We start from the raw sequence: 20,701 nt of genomic DNA on the forward strand, positions 1-20,701 counted from the left end.
TAAAGAGGTACAATTTTTACTCAAGGGTTTTTATTTAGCACTGTTGTTCTTTTAAGGTTAAGGTTTGTTCAATCTGAGGCAGTTTACCCGCGGCGCAAGGTTTATAGCCTAATGGTTTAAATAAAAAAGGCGCAAAGCTTCCATGTTCTGCTTACGTCCCTTATTTACATCCATGAGGGCAATACAGAGTAGCTCCCCCCCTAGTTATAATTCCCTTGAGCTCATCCGACCATATTGCTAATCTAAATGCTTTAAAACTAAGAGCAATAAATACATGGAAACGTTTAAACAACAACACCCTATTCATACCGACATTACTGTAGCATGGGGCGATATGGATGCCCTACAGCATGTTAATAACTGTGTTTATCTTCGTTATTTTGAAATAGCCAGAATCGACTTTTTAAATAAATTAAATTTATTTGATACTATCAATGCTAAAACCACAGGCCCTGTGATCAGTGAAAATAATATTCGTTATAAGCGTCCCGTTACCTTTCCCGACACATTAAGCGTAGGTATTACCATTAGTGATATTAAATCTGACCGCTTTGTAATGAACTACAGTGTGTTTAGTCATGCGCAAAACGCGATAACAACCACCGGCATGTCAAAAGTGGTGATGTTTGACTTTAAAACAGGCCAAAAAGCCACGATCACTGAGCCATTGTTATCGGCTTTAAAAGCAAACTCTCAAACCGAATAATTAGGATTAGCAATGCAATATAGTCAATTAGGCAGTAGTGGGGTTAGCGTTTCAAGAGTGTGTTTAGGTAGCATGACCTGGGGAGTACAAAACACCCAACATGATGCTGACCAACAGATAGCCTATGCGCTTGAGCAGGGTGTGAACTTTATTGACACAGCAGAAATGTATGCTGTTCCTCCCTCTCCCGATACTTACGGTAAAACAGAAGGAATTATAGGCAATTGGATAGCACGTAATTCACAAAAACGAAAAGACATTGTTATTGCAACTAAAATTGCCGGTAATGGGCTTTCATGGATCCGTGATGGCGGCAATATTACCCGCCAAGCTGTTATTGATGCGGTTGATCATTCTCTAAAACGCCTACAAACCGACTATATTGATTTATACCAGCTACACTGGCCAAATCGCCGTACCCCTCACTTTGCTAGGCAATGGCCTGGTATGCTTAAATTTACCGAGGTAGATGCAAAACAACACACCGCTGATATGCTTGATATTTTAGAGGGGTTAGATGCGTGTGTTAAAGCAGGAAAAATTAAACATTGTGGGCTTTCTGATGATACGCCTTGGGGAATTAGCCAATTTTTAAATTTATCAAAAGAGCATAACTTGCCAAAAATGGTGTCTATCCAAAACGAGTTTAGCCTAGTACATGCCAAAGATTGGCCTTATTTAATAGAACAATGTGTACATGAAGATATTGCTTATTTACCTTGGTCACCATTGGCCGCAGGGCTATTAACCGGTAAATACCTAAATGGATCGCGCCCTGAAGGCTCTCGCTGGACATTTATGCAGCGTAACGGTATTTTTCGTGATACGCCACAATCACAAAAGGCGACCAAAGAGTATGTTGAACTTGCCCATGCACACGCTATCACCCCAGCTCAATTAGCGCTGGCTTGGTGTAATCAAGTTGATGGAGTGACATCATCTATTATTGGTGCCACTACTATGGCGCAATTAAAGGAAGACATTGATGCGTTTGACCTAACACTGAGCGATGACGTGTTATCAGCGATTGATATCATATTTAGAAATAATCCAATGCCTTACTAATGAAATCAAGCAAAGGGTAAATGTTATTCAATAATGTTGATTCTTTGCTATTCTTTATGTTTATTTTTTAAGCGCCAAGGTATAATTAAATACAGTCATTTAATAAAGAATTATCAGCTTTTTATGGATACAGCTCGTTATTTCTGCCTGCTATTTTTAATATTCTCGAGTAACAGTATTAGCCAATCTAAAAATCAGCTCACTGAAATTTTATGGCTACAAAGCAACACACCGCCTTTTCACTTAAACTCAGAGAATACTCAAATGGGCTTGTGTGACAATTTAACTAAGCAACTAATCAGTAGTATAAAGGATGTAAAGCATACTCGATTATTTGTTCCACAAAAACGAATTAATAAATATATCAAAGAAGGCAAAAATGTCTGCTTTCCATGCGTAATCCATAAAAAGAGCACCAACGAAGTCTATACATACTCACGTCCTACCTCTATCTACCCTGAGTTTAGTATTATTACAACTAACCAAAAAGCAGAAACACTTACTAAAGCACATGGTAATCCTATAAATTTAATTAGTTTACTTAGCGATGAACGCTTTACCTATGGACAAGCCGCAGCACGACGTTTTTCACCACACATAAATATGATTATTGAAAACTCTTTGAGCCATCATAACGTGTCCTTAAGCTTAAGTAGTGATAATGAGAGTGGTGTTGTGATCGATAGGTTGAGGCATGGCTTTTTAGACTACTCGCTCGATTACCCTTTTATGGCCAGTTACTTTAACCAGCAACAACACCCTATAAAAATAGTTAGTATACCCATAGCTCAAAATACGCGCTCATTAATCAAAGGAGCTGTAGGCTGTGCGACTAATGCGCCTAATGATTTTGCTAATCAGGCAGTTAAGAAAATTAATGCGGCATTAGAAAGTACCATACTAGAATCAGCGGCTCATCAACTAAGCCAGCGACACTGGCTAAGTGAACATATCGATAATTTTGATAAACAATATTATCAACACATAATTAACTTTGACTCACAGACCAATGATGCTCCAATAAACACTGCTGACCAGAATAAAGAGCAACGTTAAACTCTCGCCCAGTACTAACCATCCCTACGCCAGCAGGCGTGCCAGTCATAATAATGTCGCCTTCTTCGAGGCTCATAAACTGACTAACCTCAGCCAATATTTGTGCAGGTTGGTGCAACATAAGTTGGCTATCACCATGTTGAACCGGCTTGCCATCAATATGTAATTCAAATAGAAACGATGTCATCTCTGGCGTTAATTCAATAAACTCACTAAATAAAACTGAACCGTCAAATGCTTTAGCACGCTCCCACGGCAGGCCTTTTTCTTTTAAGCTGCTTTGCAAAGCGCGTTTAGTCAAATCAAGTCCAATGCCCACGCCCACAAGTTGTTTATTTTTAACCGCAAAGCATAACTCTGTTTCGTAGTGCAATGTATCGCCAAGATGAGTAGCGAGTAAGGTATCAGTGATCGCGCTATTAGGCTTATTAAAAACCACCATTTGCTCTGGGTGTTCGTTGTTTAATTCAGCAATATGCGCACTGTAATTACGCCCCACACAGACTATTTTTGAAGGTTGTATGCTCTGCGAAGCCAGCTTTATTTGATTCATTCTATCACCTGTTAATTACACAACGCGTTTAATATTTTGGCATACTCTCAAATTATTAACGCAAAAGCGAATACAGTTTTATCATGCTTTTATGACTACTACTGAGCTAAATATAATCAATGATACAGACTGAAATAAAAGTAGACGTGTATAATTTGGTAGGTTTTTGTATACGCGTTTTTAAAGCAATAAGCAGGTACATTTAGTACCTGCTTATTGATAAATTATTAATAGGTTATTGACTACTTACAAGTAACACTACTTTGCTCGGCAGCATTTGCTGTAATAGCCAGCTTAGCAATAGATACATGCCAATCACCTTGCGAGCTTAACTGCCAAGGGGGGAACACTTGTGCTAAATCAACACCTTGCTCTGCAAAACAACTTAAGTTGATGTTTAATGTTTGCCATTGACCTGATTGCTCAAGGTTATCAGCAATATCAAACTTACCCTGACAACTCTCACCACACCCCATACCAACCCATAACGGACTAGCTGCGGCTTTATCTACTTTAATTTGCAGTTGGCCATTGTTTTCAACGTATGAACGTAAGTCAGATGGAAACGCAGCGGCTAAATTAACCCCAGCCATCGCTTGGCCATTAAAACGAATTGCACGGGCATCTTCTTGCACCTCTTTATCAAATGTTTGGGTGCTCACCGCACCTAATGACTCGCGACTGCTCGCCACCGTTTTTTGTTGCTCACCACTTTTTAAAACCAGTGACCACGGTGCTTTAATTGCACGCTCAAACAATACTAAATCATCCAGTTTTTCAGTCTGTTGAGTTTGCTCCACCAGGTCATCTTTTAAGACATTACTATCGTTGTAAGTTAAACCAAAACCATAAGGAAGTAATGGACTGTAACCTCCGTCGTTACGGTTTTCATTATCGATTGGATTATTAGGCCAGGAAAACGATAGCTTGCCTTTAAAGTCATGATTAATTGAACCGTCTGCATTTTTAAACAAGACATCACTAATTGCATCGCCTTCACTACCTAAAAGCCAAATAGCAACGAACGCATCACTGGCGTTAAGCTCAGCATTAACCCACATAGGGCGACCGCTTATAAATAATGAAACAACAGGGATTCCCGCATCTTTAAACTTACGCAGTAGCGCTAAGTCGCTTTGATTACCGCGCTGGTACTCGAGGTTATCAACATCACCATTAACTTCTGCGTATGGTAAACGTCCGGTGATCATCACCTAGATATTGACATTCCAAGGCAATAATTGTTCTATGTCTGGCTCAGACTGACAAAGCTCATCGAGGCAATGCATGATGTAATCAAATGGCGTTAAGCCGTTGGATCTTGCAGTTTCGATGATGCTGTATAGGTGAGCGCTTACTATTGCGCCGCGTGAGGTTTGGCTAAACATCCAGTTATTACGGCCGATAACAAATGGTTTGATAGCGCGCTCGGCGCGGTTATTGTCGATATTAAGCTGACCATTTTCAAGGTAAACTATAAGCTTATGCCATTGATTAGCGAGATAGGTTGCTGCCTCTGCTAACTTGGTTTTCCCGACTAAACGTGGCTGATTTTGCTCTAGCCATTTATGCAGTTTATCGATAATAGGTTTCGCTTGCTCTTGCCTTATTTCATGCTTTTGTGCTGGTGTTTTATCGTTGAGTTTTGATTCAATGCCGTACAGTTTTTGAATGAGACTCAAGACTACGTCGGCTTTGCCTGTCTTGTTTTTACCCTGCACGTGTTTTGCTTCTATAAATTTACGACGTGCATGGGCCTAGCAACCAACGAGTGTTGATTGCGTTTGTGCATACGCTTGATAACCATCAACCTGTAAATAGCCCGAATAGTCATCCAGATAATTAACCACACAGGAAGCTGCCCAACTGGTTTGATAGTCGTAAAGCACAATGTTTGGTATTGGGTTGTGTTTATTTATAGCCAATGGCGAATCCGTGCCGGTACAATATAGCCACATGTAACTTTTTACTTTGTCGGCGTTGAGCACATTGACCGTCGTTTCATCGGCATGTATCGCAGGCTGTTTAAGTAACGCGTGTTTCAGTCGTTGTATCAGCGGTTCTAACAAGGTAGTGGATGCAGTGGCAGTGCATATTGATATTGGCTGGTGATGATTTGACTTAACAAACTGGACGTGGCCATGCCTTTGTTGATGGCCATGTTTGGCATCTTGGCTTGTTTAATACTGTTATTCGACCCTGACTTATCACATTCACGACATGCGTACTTTGGGCGAATATGCTCAATGACTTTTATCTTTGCGGGGACGAAGTCGAGCTTTTCGCTGACGTCTTCACCCATTTTATGCAACTCATTACCACAGCAGTTACACACCTTGTCTTCTTCGGCAATGTCATGAATCACTTGCTCACGGGGTAAGTCTTTGGGTAATGGTTTGCGCTTTGGTGTTTTGCGAGTGTAGCTAATCTCTTGCGTAGCAAGCTCATCAGGTTGCTCAATGATGTCTTCGGCTTCATTGAACAATTCACCTTGTGCGTCAAAGACTTCGGCACTTTTACCAAATTGTTTTTGTTGCGCTAGGCGGAATTGTTGCTCTAGATACCGGTTTCTTGCAGTCGCTTGCGCTAATTTTTCAGCGTGCTCTGCCAACAGCTTTTTAAGCAAAGCCGGATCGTCTGCAAGGCAGTTAACATCAATATTCATCCTTTTATTTTATAATGTTTTTTACCGTAAACTAGCGTAATGCAATGGTTAATATTGATCCCGCGACGATCTAAATAATGCTAGCGTTTTCGATGTTGATTTGTTGATGCCCTATGACATCATACCCAGATAATAACTAGTGTAATTGTTGCTCGGTTAAGTTTAGGGTGTCGGCGCTGAGGTTTTTCGACCGTTTAAATTTGTGCTTATCGAGGCGTTTATACCACAGGGCAAAGCCTGTGTTATCCCAATACACTATCTTCAGCTTATCTCGGCTTTTATTACAAAAACAAACACGGCACCGGATAGCACTGACAGTTCGAGTTCACTTTCAACAATGGCCGCTAAGCCATTAATGGATTTTCTGAAGTCGACAAACTGATTGCAAAGGTACACGTCGGGCACATCAATAAACATGTTCATGCTTGCAGCGCCTTTATTAAATTAGCCACCCATGTAGGCTCAGATGAGGTTGGTATAGTTAAATGAGTTTCACCATGAGATAACGTGATTAAGGCATTCACTTTATGAGGAGTGGCTTTGTTTTTCACTTTCACCAATTTAGGTGCTTTTGCAGCGTCTTGTAACTAAGACCGATATTTATAAAAGTTTGAAGTGGGTAACATGTTTTCTTTACAAAATGCGACAATAGATCAGCCGCTGGTTTGTTGCTACTCAATCAATTTTTGCCAGTCATTAAGGGTTCTTTTTTGCATAATACCTCCAGTAGAAACTGACGGTATTTTCAATTAATTAAATCCACTCAGGTGTCGTTGCTCGGACGCTCACCTTACATTAGCGGTCCTTTATGAAAAAAAGACACTCAAGAGCGTTTAAACGGACATAAACAAGCACTTGCTGAACACGAGATTGAGTTTAATGAAAACAGTTTGTATGAAGGTGACTTTATAGAGGACAGCGGCTACGAAGGATTTACTGCTCTTTATAAAAAAAATCCCTCCATTACCGCCTTAGTGTGCGCCAATGACGAAATGGCAACGGGTGCAATGGTCAGTGCCAGAGATCATGGCATTGAACTACTCGCACAACTTTCAAGAATAGGCTACGATAACATGTTCTTTACCCGCCACGTATACCCCCTTTAAGCACTATAAATATGAAATGGGTAAAGTAGCTGCACAGTGGGTACTGAGCCATGTGTATCAAAAAGCGTACAGCCTATTCAAACTTTATTTCAGCCCGAATTAGTCATACGCCAATCGGTCGTTAATATTAATTAACTAACTAATTATTATATAAATTGGCAGATAGTGGCGTTAAACAAGTTTACTTAATAGCGCCAAGTTTATTGGTTTAAGCAAAACTTGCTCTATTTCTAGCTGCCTAATGTGTACGGCATCAGGCTCCATTCCACTAATAATAACTCGTTGAATATCGGGATAGTGTTCTTTAATAAACCCAGCAAGCTCTAAACCTGAACCATCGGGTAAATGCATATCGAGTAATACTTTGTCGTAATTACTGTCTTGTTTAAGCGCTGTACAACACGCCTCTATACTAGTTGCAATAGTGGTTTCTACATCCAAGCTTTCTAATAAAAGCTGAGTTATTTGTGCGGCATCAGCATCGTCTTCCACTAATAAAAAACGCTTTATATTAGTATTATGTTTTGGCGTTGGTTGTATCGATGAAACACGTTGTGTTTTTTTCCCCAGCGCTGACTCTAAGCATTGGTAAAGTAAGTTGGAATCCACAGGTTTAGCAATCATATCATCAAACCCTAGCGCGGTTAGTTCGTTATGAATACCTTTCATGGTGGCCGCGGTTAAAGCAATAATCGCCCCTTTAAACCCTAACTTTCTAAGTTCAATGGCAGCTTCTTTCCCACCCATCACCGGCATATGAATATCTAAAAATATAATATCGTAAGCGGCGCGCCCCTCTGCGAGTTGCTTTTTAACCTTATCAAGCGCTTGTTTGCCATTATCAGCATAATCTACTTCAGCACCCGCTGAGCCAATTAAATGGCCAACTAACACACGTAAATCGCGTAAATCATCCACCACCAACACTTTACCACTTACTTCGCATGGCGCTACTTTTTGCTGCATGTTGGGGGTTAAATCAAGTTTTAATAAATTGCGCTCTACCTGTCTGATATCACCAGGGTATAAGGAAATGGTAAACGTTGAGCCCTCACCTACATAAGAATCTAATGAAATAGTACCCTGCATACGACTAAGTAGCTCAGAACAAATAGCTAATCCCAAGCCCGCACCACCTACTGAGCGCGACTCTACATCTGCAATTTGCTCAAAAGGCTTAAAGATGAGTGCTTGTTTTTCTGGAGCAATACCCAAGCCTGAATCTTTAATGCTAAAAAAGAGCATTTCACGATCAGCCTCCGTCTCTGTCCATGCGTTAACGATAATTTCGCCTTGCTCGGTAAATTTTATCGCATTATTGATCAGGTTAATGAGAATTTGTCGAACCCGAGTAGCATCTACACGAATAACTAATGGCAAAGGCTCCAGTGATTCAAATTTTAATGATAAACCTTTATCAAGGGCTGATACACGCATTAGCGTAAACACGTCGGCCATTAGACTATCAAGATTAACATCCCCCAAGCTTAGCTCAAGCTTATCGACTGCAATTTTAGATAAATCTAAAACATCATTCAGTAAGCTCAATAAGTGCTTGCCATTACGATAAATAACACCCAACTCATTTTCAGCTTGCTTGCTAAAGTCACTGAGCATAAGTAGTTCGGTATAGCCTAAAATAGACGACAAGGGAGTTCGTAGTTCGTGGCTTAAATGCGCTAAAAAGCGGTCTTTTGAACGGTTTTCAGCCTCCGCTTTTAAACGTTCAACTCGCTCATCTTCTACATCGCGGCGCGCTAAAGCATAACGAATAGAACGGGCAAACCGGCTACCACTCATTTCACTTTTAACTAAGTAATCAACCGCACCAGCATCAAGCGCAGCCGAATCTAGCGCATCGTTAGATTGCCCCGTTAACATGATAATAGGCCCACAAAAGCCATTCTTAATCGCTTGCTTTAAAACACTTAAGCCATCTGAGGCACCTAAGCGATAGTCAAGCAGGCAAATATCATGCTCATTTTTACTTAGTACATGTATTGCCTGCTCAGGAGAGCTTATCCACTCTATGTTAAACGCATGGGAACTGAGCTGCTCTAAATAGTCACGAGTAAGAATATAATCATCTTCATCATCTTCAACCAATAGCAGTTTCGTTGCCTTTGCTAACATAGCGTCTCCTATTTTAATTATATGCTTAATCGTGAAACGTGCTTGGTAGCTCTACAAATTCAACCCAGTATTTACCTAACGTTTTCATCAACTCAACTAAACCATCAAAAGTTACTGGCTTGGTAATATATGACGCCGCACCTAAATCGTAACCTTTAACCATATCCTCTTCTTGCTTTGAAGTAGTTAAAATAACAACGGGAATACCTTTTAAATTAGGGTTGGCTTTAATCGCTTGAAGTGCTTCACGTCCATCCATTCTCGGCATGTTTAAGTCGAGTAAAATCAAGCCAGGTCTTGGTGACAGGGTTTTATCTTCAAACTTGCCTGTACGCTCTAAATACTCTAAAAGCTCTACACCGTCTTCAACAAAGTGTAATTCATTTAAAACGCGACTTTCAGCGAGGGCATCTTGGGTTAATAAACGATCATCTTCATCATCGTCTGCCATTAAAATGGTAATGGGTTTTACGTTTGTTAATGGCATATTATGCCTCTCCTTGTAATGTGAACAACTCTGCATCCACAGGTAGTTTAATAATGAAGGTTGCGCCTTCGTTAGGGGTGCTTATTGCTGTAATAGTTCCTCCATGTCGCTCTACAATTCTGCGACATACAGATAATCCAACGCCGGTTCCTTTATATTGAGAACGCCCATGTAAACGCTGAAATGGCACAAATATTTTATCTGCATACTCAGCTGAAAAGCCGATACCATTATCTTTTACAGTAATAACATGCCAACTTACTTTACTATTATGGTCTTCACTAAACTCGCTAATTCGTTCAAAGCTAATATCAATAACAGGGTTTACGTTAGGCGCTCTAAACTTAACAGCATTTGAAATTAAGTTTAAAAACAGCTGATGCATTTGACTCGGATCAGCCTGAATGATTGGCATATCAACCGTTATCACTTGCGCATTAGACTCGTTAATGGCTATTTCTAAATCGCTTAAAACATCATTAAGTATGCTATTTAGATTGGTGTCGGTAAAATCTTTACCTCGAGTTGTTACTCGAGAGAACTCTAATAAATCATTAATTAAATTAGACATGCGCTGCGCAGCATTTTTCATTCGAGCAATGTAGTCAGTTCCTTTTTCACCTAACTCGTCTTTAAACATGCTTTCAAGACGATCGCTAAATGCTTGAATTTTTCTCAGCGGCTCTTGCAAGTCATGACTGGCAACAAAAGCAAACTCTTCTAACTCACGGTTACTGCGACTTAACTCATCAGAATATAACGTAAGTTCTTGGGTACGTTCGGTCACTTTACTGGCTAAGGTTTCGTTTTGCATTTCGAGCTCAGCTCGATATACCGCCGCATTTTTTAAGTTAAGCCGCGCAAGTAAAAACATACCACCAATAAGTAAAGCACTCGTGATGGCTGTAATTGCAAAAGTGATTTTTGCCTCGTTTTTTATTTGCGCTAATTTAGAAAAGTGACTGACTTTAAATAACAGCTCTCGATCTTGAATATCATTAACAAGTACACGAATCTCTCGGTATAGGTCACGCCCTTTATGAGAGTTGAGTATGAGCATTGCACGTTCTTCTTTGTCATTTAATGCTAATTGAACTGTGCTTTTAAGCTCAGCAATTTTACTATCAACTAATAAGATTAACGTTGCAATACGCTCAGCTTGCCCCTCAATTTCAGAGTTTAAAGAGCGAACATAATCGGTTTGCGATTCAATTTGTGCAACCGCATCGTAATATGGAACTAAGTAATCATCGTCCTGCGTTAATAAATACCCGCGCTGCCCTGATTCAGCCTGCACTACAGAGAGATGCATTTGCTCAATGGCTGTACTTAGCATATTAGTATTATCTAAACTTTGCTGAGTACGCGTTAAGCCTTGTATGGTATTAACCGCTAAAAATGCATTACCTACAATAATGCATAGTATTATGGAGATAAATAACGCCCATATAACATTTGCTTTGCCTTGCTGTTTGCGTTTAATCATTTATCGTCCTGGTTTTTATTATTTTGAGTCTGAAATAAGCTGTAAACTGTCACTACATGCTTGGCAATTAACAATTATTTTATCGAGTGCCTCGAGTGCTTTTTCAACGGGCATATCGTTTTCAAGTACTAGCTTGATAAGCTCAGCATTCATTGAAATACGATTTAACGGTGCTCGCGCATCATGTACTAGTTCGTTTAAAGGCTTTATTTGTTTAGTTAATGCCATACTATCCTCATGTTATTTTATTTATATTCGCCAATGCCACCATATGCGTTAAGGCGGTTATAAAGCGTTTTAGTACTTATACCTAACATTTGTGCAGCCAATGTTTTATTACCTTGTACTTTATCGAGTGTTGCATGAATAAGCTCTTTTTCAACTTCTTCAATGGTTTGCCCTGCAGAAACCTGATTTTCCTGAGCTTGATTATTTACTCGTGAAAAAGGTGACTCTAGGTTATTTGGCAGTGCCACATCGCTTGTTTGTGGATCGCTCATAATAAAAGCGCGGTGAATAGCGTGACGAAGTTCGCGTACATTACCTGGCCAGTCGTACGTTTGCAGCTCTTTAAGTTGCTCGTTCGTCCAGCTAAAAGCAGTGCCATTTTCATCATTTAACTGCTCTAAAAAAACTTTCGCCAGTAATGGAATATCGTCTTTTCGTTCACGTAATGGCGGTATATCAATAGGAAATACGGCAAGCCTAAAGTAAATATCTTCACGTAAAATATTATTTTGGGCTAAATCGATTAAAGAACGGTTGGTTGCAGAAATAACGCGGCAGTTAGTTGGAATTTCTCGGTTGCCACCTACCCTTGTTACTTTTTTTGTTTCTAATACGCGCAATAAATTAGGCTGCATGCCAATGGGCATTTCAGTGACTTCATCTAAAAATAAGGTGCCATTATTTGCCTGTTCAAACACGCCCTCTTTGCGGGCTATCGCCCCTGTAAAGGCACCTTTTTCATGACCAAATAATTCACTGCCAATAAGCTCTTTTGAAAGGGCGCCACAGTTGCTAGCAACTAAAGGTCCTTCGCATTGACTGGCATTATGAATCGCTTGTGCAACCACTTCTTTACCGGCACCACTTTCACCTACTAACATTACGTTAGCCTGTGTTTTAGCAACACGTTCTATCATAGTATAGAGCTTTTGCATTGCCTCAGATTCACCAATTAAGGTATCAAAATGATGGGTGATAGCGTTTTTCTTAGCTTTTTTAACAGTTTTTTTAGAACCATTTAAAACCAGTTCTAAATCTTCTCGCTGCAGCGGCTTTAATAAATGCGTTACATTGGGCTCACACATATCGGCTAAAATCCCCTTAACCGATGGGTGCCCTGAAATAAGCGTGACTTTAGGAGATTGACCAATCATTTTCAAATGATCTAATAAGTGCAAGCCGCTACCATCGGGTAACATGAAATCCAGTAATATATGATCAAAGGAATTATTCTCAAACCACTGATGCGCTTCTTCTAAACTGGTTGCAGTTTGAATATTATGCCCAAGAAACTCAACAATGTGACAAATAACATCACTAAATTCGATGTCGTCATCAACTAAAAGTATATTTAACATGATTAATCCCTATGCTTTTTTATTATTCTACTCACCCCTTTCAACAAATGAAAGATATACAGAGCATGGTCAAAACAATGACATTTTATTTTTTTATAATTCGCTATTATAACTAAGATATATGTATAAGCGCTGAAATTAACAAGCTTTGCAGCTAATTACTTTTTAACAATGAAGTAATTAATATAACCAGCTGATATAATTTACCTTTATTGCTGGAGTCGTTATGCGCTTATTAAAAACCACTATTCACCCCACTATTAATATTACTCATGGTTGTCAGTTTACTCGCCCTACTGCTCGCGCAATTGTATTTAAACAACAGCATATTTTATTAATGTACACTCAGCGCTATGACGATTTCAGTTTACCCGGTGGTGGCATAGACTCAAATGAAAGCATTGAACAAGGACTTATCAGAGAGCTTAATGAAGAAACTGGCGCGCAAAATATAAAAATTTGCAGTGAGTTTGGCCTCTATGAAGAATATCGTCCTTGGTACAAAGATGACTTTGATATTATTCATATAAAGTCATACTGTTATGTATGCGAAATTAACGAACAACTCGGCCAAGCACAGCTTGAGCACTATGAGCAACAAAATGGTATGCAAGCTAAATGGGTAAATATTTTTGAGGCGATAGCTCACAACGAACGCACATTAGCTAATAGCGATAAACAAGGATTGTCGATTATTCGAGAAACCTTTTTATTAAAAGAAATTGCCAAACAGTTCTTTTAATAAGTTTACATTGCTGCATTTTACGTTCCTATTTGAGGTTCAGCAAGACTTTTTTTACTAATATAAAATCGATATAAACCAAATAAGTTACTACTTAAAAATAGGCTTTCCATAATTATTGCCACAGGGGAGCCTACAAAAATATTATGCGTTATCCAAAAAGAGGTTCCCACCACCATACATAACCTCAAGTGCAAGTCTCTATTTTGAAATGAAGCAATGGTTTGTATTAATGTCGCCACCAGCGCAAAACCACTAAACCAATCTTGCCATGTTAAATAAACGGCTAAACAACTCACTGCCATAAATCCAAACATGACCCAAGTATGCTTAAAGTATATGCAGTAAAAATAACGTAACGCGGCAATAAGCATTAAGCAGGCGGCACTGTTATAACCCAAAATAAAAAAGTGGACTGAGGTTAATAACACAGAGGTAAATAAACAACATAAGATAATACGTCGGGACTTAAACTGAAATGAAGCTAAGTCGAGTAAAGTCGCGACGGCAACCAATGATTGGGCAATTAAAAACATAACACTCCAAGGCACTTAAGGCATAAAAATGAGGAGTGTATAGTGCTTTATATAAACAGCACTTAACTTAAGTTAAGTCGCTTACGAATTCGTGATAACGAAATGGCCGAAATACCTATATACATAGCCACTTGGCTTAAACTTAACTGCGCCAACCAATGCGGTTTATGTTTAAGCAAGTAACAGTATCGCTGCTCGGGGCTGTTGAGTAATAAAAATGCTTCTTTGGCTTCTTTAAATATTAGTTGCTGCGCAATGAGCTGCTGCTTAATGAGTTGGTACTGTGCTTGCTCAAATAGTGTTAGCGGTACTTTAATTACACTTGCCTCATTAATTACTTTTAATTGATAAAAAGCGGGGCTTGAGGTCATCCAATTGGCAAACAGCAATGCAAACTCATTTTTAAAATAAAACTCTTTGCATTTTTGCCCGCCATCAATATCATCATGAATAGCACCTAAAACCCCCTCCATAATTAAATAGCCATAACGCTGTACATCGCCTTGGGGCAATAACACGGTATTGCGCGCGACAAGCTGTTGAGGGTAAATACCTGCCAATTGTGATTTAAGCTTATTTATAAGCACTTCGTAACTATCGCCAAGCGATAAAAGTGGGTTGTCAGACATTAAACATTACCATTTTTCCATTAAAATATGCGTAATATCCGCAGCTGATACCCCCACCCGAGGCACATACTTCTGACCACACCATAAAGGCGAAAAATCACTTTGGCCTGCTTTTTCAGCGCATGTTCTTAATGCTGTTATTGCGCTACTAGCATGAGGAAACGAAGGCACGCCCTCAGGCATAGTACCTAACTCGAGCATGACGCGGTTTTGAATACCCCGCGCGGCTCGACCAGAGAACAAAGTAGTAAGCGCGGTGCTATCTTGAGCCTGCTCTAAAATAGCTTGCTGATGTAAAGCAGATGTTTTTGCTTCTTTACATAATAAATAAGCGCTACCGACTTGAACTCCACTTACCCCCAGCGCTTTCATATGCTTTACATCATCTGGCATTGCAATACCTCCTGCAGCAATAATCGGTAATGATAAATGCTCAACACAACGCTTAACTAACTGCTCAGTGGTTTGTTGCAAGCTTAAATCCATTGATAAAAAATGCCCTCGATGCCCACCAGCTTCTAAACCTTGAGCAATAACAGCATCAGCGCCATTTTCACTGAGCCAAATAGCTTCATCTAAAGTGGTCGCCGTTGAAATTACTTTAGCGCCCCAGTTTTTTATTTGCGCCACAATAGCGTGCTCAGGTAAACCAAAATGAAAACTCACAACTGCAGGTTTATAGGGAGCAATAATATCTACAACGGCTTGGTTTATAGGCTGACGGGATGCCTCTGCGGTTAAACTTTGCGGGTCAATTTCATACTCTGCAAAATAAGGGGTCAGCATATTATGCCATTGCTGCTTTTGTTGGCTGGTGTAATCTGTAACCGTGTGACAAAAAAAGTTTAGATTAAATGGTTTATCTGTTTTTTGAGTAAGCAAGTCGAGCTGTTCAACTAACTGTGCTGGCGTTAACATAGCGCAAGGCAACGACCCTAGCCCGCCAGCTTCACAAACGCTTGCAGCCAACTCAACGCTTTGTACGCCCGCCATGGGCGCTTGAATAAGAGGTAAATCGATATTAAACAATGACTGTATCATCTAACTACTCCCTGTAACTTTTTCAACAACTTGCAGTATTTACAGAACCATAGCAAAAACAACGAACAAACAAAATCTAGATTTTTGTATAAAGTAATATAAAAACCATTATTAACAAAAAGTTATGAACTATTATAAACTATCGCCCAACTGGCTTTGGTTTTGCACCTACCCTATTACATAATTTGTTAGGAGGTAAAATGAGTAACACAGTAGATACGATCAATCCAGCAACTGAGCAAGTCATCAATAGCTATACGCTGCTTTCTCAAGCTCAAGCAGAACAAGTGATCGAAAAGTCTCATGAAACATACTTAACATGGCGATTAACCTCGTTTACTGAGCGCGCTAAATACCTGAATAAGCTAGCCTCTTTATTTGAAGAGCAAAAAGAAGCGCTTGCTAAACTGATGACCGAAGAAATGGGTAAAGTGTACGAACAAGGCTTTCAAGAAGTGCAGCTTTGTGCTGACATTTGCCGTTATACCGCAGAACATGGCGCCGATATGCTGAGCGACGAAGAACGCGATATGCAAGGCGGTCGTGCAATTATAAGTTATCGCCCCACTGGCGTGTTGCTAGGTATTCAGCCATGGAACTTCCCACTTTATCAAGTTATTAGATACAGCGCCGCAAATATTATGGCGGGTAATACCACGGTATTAAAACACGCGGGCAATGTGTTTGGTATGGCTGAAAAAATAGATACCTTATTTAAACAAGCTGGGTTCCCTGAGCATTGCTTTAGTAACTTACTAATTGACGGAAAAACAGCCAGCGCACTTATCTCTCATAAACACATTAGTGGCGTTACCTTCACAGGAAGTGATGGCACAGGCAAAAAAGTAGCTGAGCAGGCCGGTAAGCACGTTAAAAAAACCGTACTAGAACTGGGTAGTAATGACGCTTATGTTGTACTTGATGATGCTGACCTCGCACTGGCAGTTAAAACCTGTTTGCAGGGCCGCATTATTAACAATGGCCAAACCTGTGTGGCTGCCAAGCGTTTTGTGGTAGTTGACTCATTATACAATGACTTTAAAGAAGCACTGAGCCAGCAATTTAAAGCAATTAAAATGGGCGACCCTATGGATAAAGATACTGAACTGGGCCCTATGGCACGAGAAGATTTACGCGACAAAATTCATCAGCAAGTGCAAGACTCGGTAAATGCAGGCGCAAAAGTAATTGTAGGCGGCGAAATTCCGCAGCAAACAGGCTATTACTACCCACCTACAGTACTAGAAAATTTATCACCAGGGATGCCTGCATATGATGACGAATTATTTGGCCCTGTCGCATCTTTGATTAAAGCCAAAGATAATGACGACGCTATGCGTATTGCCAACGACTCCCGTTATGGACTAGGCGGCGGTATCTTTTCAAAAGATGAAAAAAAAGCCATTGAGCTGGCTAAAAAGCATTTTGATACCGGTATGATCAACATAAACGGTTACGGACTGGCACAACCGAACCTACCATTTGGCGGTGTTAAAGACAGTGGCTATGGCAGAGAACATGGCGGCTTTGGTATTCGCGAGTTTGTGAATGTTAAAAGCATCATGATTAATAGCTAATATCAGGTATCTGGTTAATAAAACTAAACACCGCGTTTGTAATAAGCGCGGTGTTTTTTTGCCTGATGAATCTAAAAACCTGAATTGGGCTGTTTTAAAAACTCGCGTTCTTCTTCTGTAGACTCCCGCCCCAGTATTTTATTACGATGCGGGTAACGATTAAATCTATCGATAATCGCTTTATGTTGATACTCAAAGTCTAAGTTATTTTGAATACCTAACGCCTTAAATAACCGGACTGCTTCCTTATGAATTAACTGCGATTCGCTGTGCATAAAAGGCATATACAAAAATACTCGCTGCTCATCCGTTAACTTCTTATCAAACCCTTTTGTAATGGCCGATTGTGCTAACGCTAAAGCCATTGAATCACAGGCGAATGATGCTGGCTTGTCACGATAAATATTTCGCGAGAACTGATCAAGCACGATAATTTCAGCTAGGCTGCCTAATGCACTCTCACGCCATTGAAATAACTCACTCGCACTCGCTTGCTGGTGTAATTGGCCAAAACGAGCCTGAATCATCAAATCAAACGCCTCGTCTTTTTGCCACCACTGCTTTGGCTCAAGCTCTGTAAACCAAAAGTCGATAATTTTATTAAACATAATGAATCTCTTTGTTAATTAACACTCAACTAAATAGCTCGCTATATAATCCCGCAAATTTAAAAGCACGACCCTAATGTATTAACTTTGCCTTTCGCCTAAAGCCTTTAACCTAACACCTGTACTTAATCTAGCCTTTTTCAAACCTAGGCACTTTACGTTTATCGGCTTTGCTCATAGCAAGCTCTTGTATGTCTTGCTGTTTAAGCTCGCTGGGCTTTGTTTCGAGTGATTGCTGATTAGCATCTTCATAAACAAGTTCGGTAAGCAGAGCAAAGTGATCGGAGCCATATTTAGCAAGACGTTTGATACGCTTTACGGTAAAACCTGTAGAGTGAAATAAGTGATCGAGCGGCCAGCGCATAAAAAAGTAACCAGCATGAAAAGTGTTATAAAAGCCCCGTCCTTTACGTGGGTCTAAAAAGCCACTGATTTGCATAAATAAACGGGTGCTGCGTGACCAAGCTACATCATTTAAATCGCCGGCGACTATCGTTGGGCGGCTTGGATTTTTAAGCGCTTTAGCCACCATTATTAGTTCGCTATCGCGCGGACGCGATGAATCTTTTTCTGTTGGGCTTGGTGGCGCGGGATGAATAAAATGCCCCTGCATTTTTAGCCCTTGATGGTTTTCAAATAAAATATGAATAGAGGGAATATTATCTTCTATGAGTTCACAAATTTGTGCATCGAGTATGTTAAATTTACTAAATACATGCATGCCGTAACGATTATCTTTTGGGCACTGTACTTGATAAGGGTAGTTTTTTTTAAGCACAGATAACTTATCTTGCCACCAGCTATCGCTTTCTAAGGTGATGAGTAAATCGGGCTGATATTTATCGACTAAGTTAATTAACTGCTCACTATGTCGATTCGACATCAGTACATTAGCGCATAAGATTCTGATGCTATGATCACTACTTTTTGGCGCTGTTAATACTTCTTTTTTAGCAAACCAAGTGTAGGGATAAATCCACTTAGCTTGCAAAACTAAAATAACAAAAGCGACCACCGCTACGAGTGAGTAAGCAATTAAGCCGCTTTGCCACATACCTATTAGTGCAACGATAATTACAGCGCTTGCTAGGTAGCACACCTGCAAGCGCACAAAGTCGCAACTACGTATCAAGTAATGCTGACTGTATGACAGGGGTAATAAGGTTATTAATAACAACAAGCCAGTAACTATGAACAATACAGTGAGCATTTATAAATCCTAATAGCGCTGTAAAATAGAGAGTATTTCACGAGTGTCGTGCACTAGGTGAATAATAGTGCGATCAATTTCAACTCGCACTGTGTCTCTTTCTCGGTCTATTACTCTAGCACGCTTATAAATGTCATGCCCAAGGATATCACCTTGATGATAAGATCTGTGCCACCCTGGTGGAGTCCACCCTTGACGAATTAACTGCTTGGCTTGTTTCTTAGAAAGCCATTTTTTATTATGGTATTGGTTATTTTTTTGCTTTTTCCAGTGATGCTTGTTTGCGTGTTTATTCGCATGCTTACCTGCATGTTTGTCTTTGTGTGGTACAGCAAATGCGTTTGTTGCCGTTAGCGCAAAAACCATTAATAAAATACTGATTAATGTTTTCATGGCTGTTCTCCAGTGTGGCTATTACTGAAGAGTATTAACGGCTAAGCCTGAACAACACATGAAACCCTAAAGTTAGCGCTGTTTGTACTGTGTTTTACAATGACTGCGCATAATCGCGGGGTCGCGCAACTTTAGGTGTTTAGTTTTACGCCCGGCATGGCGCTTACGCCACACTTTAAATGAGCCACTAGATATGTGGTCACGCATAAAATTAACTAATTGAGAGTAATTTAGCCCATAAAGATTTTCAATGGCTTCAAATGGCGTTCTGTCTTCCCATGCCATTTCTATAATGCGTGATTGCTGTTCTTGGTTAAACATATTAATTCCAAATTTGGTTAATACGCAAAAGTTAAATTTAGCGATCATCACTTGCTTGTGATGTTAAAAATATAACCTCTTTTCATTTATTAACTTTAATTAAGTGTATGATTAATCTACACACTGAAACCGGAGCTAAAAGGATGTTTACAAAACTACCTAAGTGGGTCGAATATGGTGCGTTTACCCTCGCTTTTATTGCCGGTATGGTAAACGCAGTAGGTTTATTAGGGTTTGAACAGCAAGCAATTTCTCATGTTTCGGGGTCGGTGACTTCATTAGCTATTGAACTTACTACCAACATCAATGCAGCGTTATTTTTAATTGCGATTGTACTGAGCTTTATATTTGGCTCGGCATTAACAGGCTTAATGCTCTCAGGCGGGTCACTTAAGTTAGGACGCCATTACGATACGCTCTTATTTATTGAGGGTATTTTACTACTGGTAAGCGCACAGCTACTTCAACATTCATATCCTTACGCACTTACACTCGCCTCTGCCGCCTGCGGCTTACAAAATGCTTTAGCCACTAACTACAGCGGTGCTGTAGTGCGTACCACTCATTTAACCGGTATTTTTACCGATTTGGGTTTGATGTTTGGTAAAGCCCTAAAAGGAGAAGCTTTTGACAATAGAAAATGCTTGGTCTTTGCATTAATTGTTGCCGGTTTTTTAACCGGTGGAGTGGTAGGCGTATTGCTATTTAAACATTACTCAGTGCTCACTTTAGTTTTTCCGGGGATTTTTTGTATTGTTTTATCGATTACTTATCGGGTTTATAGGTTGAGTGTGCTTTAAC

Annotated in this window: 21 protein-coding genes and 2 pseudogenes; 7 read left to right on the forward strand and 16 right to left on the reverse strand. The window is 39.9% G+C overall.

Annotated features, from left to right (window positions below; all coding sequences use genetic code 11):
• Nucleotides 1-274 precede the first annotated feature (274 nt).
• The 3 genes from LOC50_RS10365 (at nt 275) to LOC50_RS10375 (ending at nt 2,827) form a co-directional block, all read left to right on the forward strand.
• Nucleotides 275-706: an acyl-CoA thioesterase gene (locus LOC50_RS10365; RefSeq protein WP_250653174.1), complete on the forward strand. Its 432-nt coding sequence runs from the start codon at nt 275-277 to the stop codon at nt 704-706.
• A 12-nt stretch (nt 707-718) separates the two neighbouring features.
• The gene (locus tag LOC50_RS10370) at nt 719-1,771 is read left to right on the forward strand and encodes an aldo/keto reductase (RefSeq protein ID WP_250653175.1); all 1,053 of its coding nucleotides are present in this window, start codon (nt 719-721) and stop codon (nt 1,769-1,771) included.
• A 123-nt stretch (nt 1,772-1,894) separates the two neighbouring features.
• The gene (locus LOC50_RS10375) at nt 1,895-2,827 is read left to right on the forward strand and encodes an ABC transporter substrate-binding protein (protein ID WP_214552071.1); all 933 of its coding nucleotides are present in this window, start codon (nt 1,895-1,897) and stop codon (nt 2,825-2,827) included.
• Here LOC50_RS10375 and LOC50_RS10380 read toward each other — a convergent pair.
• From LOC50_RS10380 to tnpB, 4 genes and pseudogenes are all read right to left on the reverse strand, one after another.
• Nucleotides 2,760-3,380: a fumarylacetoacetate hydrolase family protein gene (locus tag LOC50_RS10380; RefSeq protein WP_250653176.1), complete on the reverse strand. Its 621-nt coding sequence runs from the start codon at nt 3,378-3,380 to the stop codon at nt 2,760-2,762. The two genes, LOC50_RS10375 and LOC50_RS10380, sit on opposite strands and share 68 nt — an antisense overlap.
• 242 nt (nt 3,381-3,622) lie before the next feature.
• Nucleotides 3,623-4,591 (reverse strand): putative glycoside hydrolase, encoded by a 969-nt coding sequence (locus tag LOC50_RS10385; RefSeq protein WP_250653177.1) that lies wholly within the window; start codon nt 4,589-4,591, stop codon nt 3,623-3,625.
• A gap of 3 nt (nt 4,592-4,594) precedes the next feature.
• Nucleotides 4,595-6,045 (reverse strand): annotated as a pseudogene (gene tnpC / locus LOC50_RS10390) (IS66 family transposase).
• Nucleotides 6,046-6,181: 136 nt separating this feature from the next.
• A pseudogene (gene tnpB / locus LOC50_RS17455) lies at nt 6,182-6,468 on the reverse strand (IS66 family insertion sequence element accessory protein TnpB).
• Between the two features lie 446 nt (nt 6,469-6,914).
• Between tnpB and LOC50_RS10395 the strand changes: the two are divergent.
• On the forward strand, nt 6,915-7,151 hold the full coding sequence (locus LOC50_RS10395) for a type 1 periplasmic-binding domain-containing protein (RefSeq protein WP_250653925.1): 237 nt from the start codon (nt 6,915-6,917) through the stop codon (nt 7,149-7,151).
• 171 nt (nt 7,152-7,322) lie between these two features.
• Here LOC50_RS10395 and LOC50_RS10400 read toward each other — a convergent pair whose 3' ends face one another.
• Genes LOC50_RS10400 through LOC50_RS10420 form a run of 5 tightly spaced genes read right to left on the reverse strand, consistent with a single transcriptional unit; the run spans nt 7,323 to nt 12,843 of the window.
• A complete protein-coding gene (locus LOC50_RS10400; protein WP_250653178.1) occupies nt 7,323-9,284 on the reverse strand; it encodes an ATP-binding response regulator in 1,962 nt (653 codons plus the stop codon).
• Nucleotides 9,285-9,309: 25 nt separating this feature from the next.
• Nucleotides 9,310-9,771 carry a response regulator gene (locus LOC50_RS10405; protein ID WP_250653179.1) on the reverse strand — a complete coding sequence of 154 codons (462 nt, stop codon included), beginning with the start codon at nt 9,769-9,771 and terminating at the stop codon, nt 9,310-9,312.
• Between the two features lies 1 nt (nt 9,772).
• Complete coding sequence (locus LOC50_RS10410; RefSeq protein WP_248474113.1) at nt 9,773-11,257, reverse strand: sensor histidine kinase; 1,485 nt, start codon at nt 11,255-11,257, stop codon at nt 9,773-9,775.
• A gap of 18 nt (nt 11,258-11,275) precedes the next feature.
• Nucleotides 11,276-11,485: a hypothetical protein gene (locus LOC50_RS10415; RefSeq protein WP_028834349.1), complete on the reverse strand. Its 210-nt coding sequence runs from the start codon at nt 11,483-11,485 to the stop codon at nt 11,276-11,278.
• Nucleotides 11,486-11,502: 17 nt separating this feature from the next.
• Nucleotides 11,503-12,843: a sigma-54-dependent transcriptional regulator gene (locus tag LOC50_RS10420; RefSeq protein ID WP_036979949.1), complete on the reverse strand. Its 1,341-nt coding sequence runs from the start codon at nt 12,841-12,843 to the stop codon at nt 11,503-11,505.
• A gap of 226 nt (nt 12,844-13,069) precedes the next feature.
• On the opposite strand from LOC50_RS10420, the gene LOC50_RS10425 reads away from it, so the two are divergent.
• A complete protein-coding gene (locus tag LOC50_RS10425) occupies nt 13,070-13,585 on the forward strand; it encodes an NUDIX hydrolase (protein WP_138626123.1) in 516 nt (171 codons plus the stop codon).
• A 20-nt stretch (nt 13,586-13,605) separates the two neighbouring features.
• On the opposite strand, the gene LOC50_RS10430 is transcribed toward LOC50_RS10425, so the two are convergent.
• The 3 genes from LOC50_RS10430 to LOC50_RS10440 form a co-directional block, all read right to left on the reverse strand.
• The gene (locus tag LOC50_RS10430; protein WP_250653180.1) at nt 13,606-14,121 is read right to left on the reverse strand and encodes a YgjV family protein; all 516 of its coding nucleotides are present in this window, start codon (nt 14,119-14,121) and stop codon (nt 13,606-13,608) included.
• 62 nt (nt 14,122-14,183) lie between these two features.
• Entirely contained in the window at nt 14,184-14,750 is a 567-nt protein-coding gene (locus tag LOC50_RS10435; RefSeq protein WP_036979957.1) for a Crp/Fnr family transcriptional regulator, read from the reverse strand.
• A 6-nt stretch (nt 14,751-14,756) separates the two neighbouring features.
• Nucleotides 14,757-15,791: an NAD(P)H-dependent flavin oxidoreductase gene (locus LOC50_RS10440; protein ID WP_069439238.1), complete on the reverse strand. Its 1,035-nt coding sequence runs from the start codon at nt 15,789-15,791 to the stop codon at nt 14,757-14,759.
• 200 nt (nt 15,792-15,991) lie between these two features.
• Between LOC50_RS10440 and LOC50_RS10445 the strand changes: the two genes are divergently transcribed.
• Nucleotides 15,992-17,368: an NAD-dependent succinate-semialdehyde dehydrogenase gene (locus tag LOC50_RS10445; protein WP_016900150.1), complete on the forward strand. Its 1,377-nt coding sequence runs from the start codon at nt 15,992-15,994 to the stop codon at nt 17,366-17,368.
• Between the two features lie 71 nt (nt 17,369-17,439).
• Here the strand turns inward: LOC50_RS10445 and LOC50_RS10450 are convergent, their stop codons facing one another.
• The 4 genes from LOC50_RS10450 to LOC50_RS10465 form a co-directional block, all read right to left on the reverse strand.
• The gene (locus LOC50_RS10450) at nt 17,440-17,976 is read right to left on the reverse strand and encodes a DUF924 family protein (RefSeq protein WP_036979965.1); all 537 of its coding nucleotides are present in this window, start codon (nt 17,974-17,976) and stop codon (nt 17,440-17,442) included.
• Between the two features lie 130 nt (nt 17,977-18,106).
• Entirely contained in the window at nt 18,107-19,186 is a 1,080-nt protein-coding gene (locus LOC50_RS10455; RefSeq protein WP_250653181.1) for an endonuclease/exonuclease/phosphatase family protein, read from the reverse strand.
• A 9-nt stretch (nt 19,187-19,195) separates the two neighbouring features.
• The gene (locus tag LOC50_RS10460) at nt 19,196-19,579 is read right to left on the reverse strand and encodes a hypothetical protein (RefSeq protein ID WP_138560877.1); all 384 of its coding nucleotides are present in this window, start codon (nt 19,577-19,579) and stop codon (nt 19,196-19,198) included.
• Between the two features lie 72 nt (nt 19,580-19,651).
• Nucleotides 19,652-19,900: a TIGR03643 family protein gene (locus tag LOC50_RS10465; RefSeq protein ID WP_013464176.1), complete on the reverse strand. Its 249-nt coding sequence runs from the start codon at nt 19,898-19,900 to the stop codon at nt 19,652-19,654.
• 143 nt (nt 19,901-20,043) lie between these two features.
• Here LOC50_RS10465 and LOC50_RS10470 point away from each other — a divergent pair, with 143 nt between their 5' ends.
• Nucleotides 20,044-20,700, forward strand: a complete 657-nt coding sequence (locus LOC50_RS10470) for a YoaK family protein (protein WP_069439243.1) — start codon at nt 20,044-20,046, stop codon at nt 20,698-20,700.
• Nucleotide 20,701: the final 1 nt, after the last annotated feature.

Source organism: Pseudoalteromonas sp. SCSIO 43095, assembly GCF_023650455.1.
Taxonomy (GTDB): domain Bacteria; phylum Pseudomonadota; class Gammaproteobacteria; order Enterobacterales; family Alteromonadaceae; genus Pseudoalteromonas; species Pseudoalteromonas tetraodonis.

Excerpts from the sequence above, each read along its gene's own strand:
- LOC50_RS10365 (WP_250653174.1), top strand. The coding sequence starts at position 275 with ATGGAAACGTTTAAACAACAACACCCTATTCATACCGACATTACTGTA.
- LOC50_RS10370 (WP_250653175.1), top strand. The coding sequence starts at position 719 with ATGCAATATAGTCAATTAGGCAGTAGTGGGGTTAGCGTTTCAAGAGTG.
- LOC50_RS10375 (WP_214552071.1), top strand. The coding sequence starts at position 1,895 with ATGGATACAGCTCGTTATTTCTGCCTGCTATTTTTAATATTCTCGAGT.
- LOC50_RS10380 (WP_250653176.1), bottom strand. The coding sequence starts at position 3,380 with ATGAATCAAATAAAGCTGGCTTCGCAGAGCATACAACCTTCAAAAATA.
- LOC50_RS10385 (WP_250653177.1), bottom strand. The coding sequence starts at position 4,591 with ATGATCACCGGACGTTTACCATACGCAGAAGTTAATGGTGATGTTGAT.
- LOC50_RS10400 (WP_250653178.1), bottom strand. The coding sequence starts at position 9,284 with ATGTTAGCAAAGGCAACGAAACTGCTATTGGTTGAAGATGATGAAGAT.
- LOC50_RS10405 (WP_250653179.1), bottom strand. The coding sequence starts at position 9,771 with ATGCCATTAACAAACGTAAAACCCATTACCATTTTAATGGCAGACGAT.
- LOC50_RS10410 (WP_248474113.1), bottom strand. The coding sequence starts at position 11,257 with ATGATTAAACGCAAACAGCAAGGCAAAGCAAATGTTATATGGGCGTTA.
- LOC50_RS10415 (WP_028834349.1), bottom strand. The coding sequence starts at position 11,485 with ATGGCATTAACTAAACAAATAAAGCCTTTAAACGAACTAGTACATGAT.
- LOC50_RS10420 (WP_036979949.1), bottom strand. The coding sequence starts at position 12,843 with ATGTTAAATATACTTTTAGTTGATGACGACATCGAATTTAGTGATGTT.
- LOC50_RS10425 (WP_138626123.1), top strand. The coding sequence starts at position 13,070 with ATGCGCTTATTAAAAACCACTATTCACCCCACTATTAATATTACTCAT.
- LOC50_RS10430 (WP_250653180.1), bottom strand. The coding sequence starts at position 14,121 with ATGTTTTTAATTGCCCAATCATTGGTTGCCGTCGCGACTTTACTCGAC.
- LOC50_RS10435 (WP_036979957.1), bottom strand. The coding sequence starts at position 14,750 with ATGTCTGACAACCCACTTTTATCGCTTGGCGATAGTTACGAAGTGCTT.
- LOC50_RS10440 (WP_069439238.1), bottom strand. The coding sequence starts at position 15,791 with ATGATACAGTCATTGTTTAATATCGATTTACCTCTTATTCAAGCGCCC.
- LOC50_RS10445 (WP_016900150.1), top strand. The coding sequence starts at position 15,992 with ATGAGTAACACAGTAGATACGATCAATCCAGCAACTGAGCAAGTCATC.
- LOC50_RS10450 (WP_036979965.1), bottom strand. The coding sequence starts at position 17,976 with ATGTTTAATAAAATTATCGACTTTTGGTTTACAGAGCTTGAGCCAAAG.
- LOC50_RS10455 (WP_250653181.1), bottom strand. The coding sequence starts at position 19,186 with ATGCTCACTGTATTGTTCATAGTTACTGGCTTGTTGTTATTAATAACC.
- LOC50_RS10460 (WP_138560877.1), bottom strand. The coding sequence starts at position 19,579 with ATGAAAACATTAATCAGTATTTTATTAATGGTTTTTGCGCTAACGGCA.
- LOC50_RS10465 (WP_013464176.1), bottom strand. The coding sequence starts at position 19,900 with ATGTTTAACCAAGAACAGCAATCACGCATTATAGAAATGGCATGGGAA.
- LOC50_RS10470 (WP_069439243.1), top strand. The coding sequence starts at position 20,044 with ATGTTTACAAAACTACCTAAGTGGGTCGAATATGGTGCGTTTACCCTC.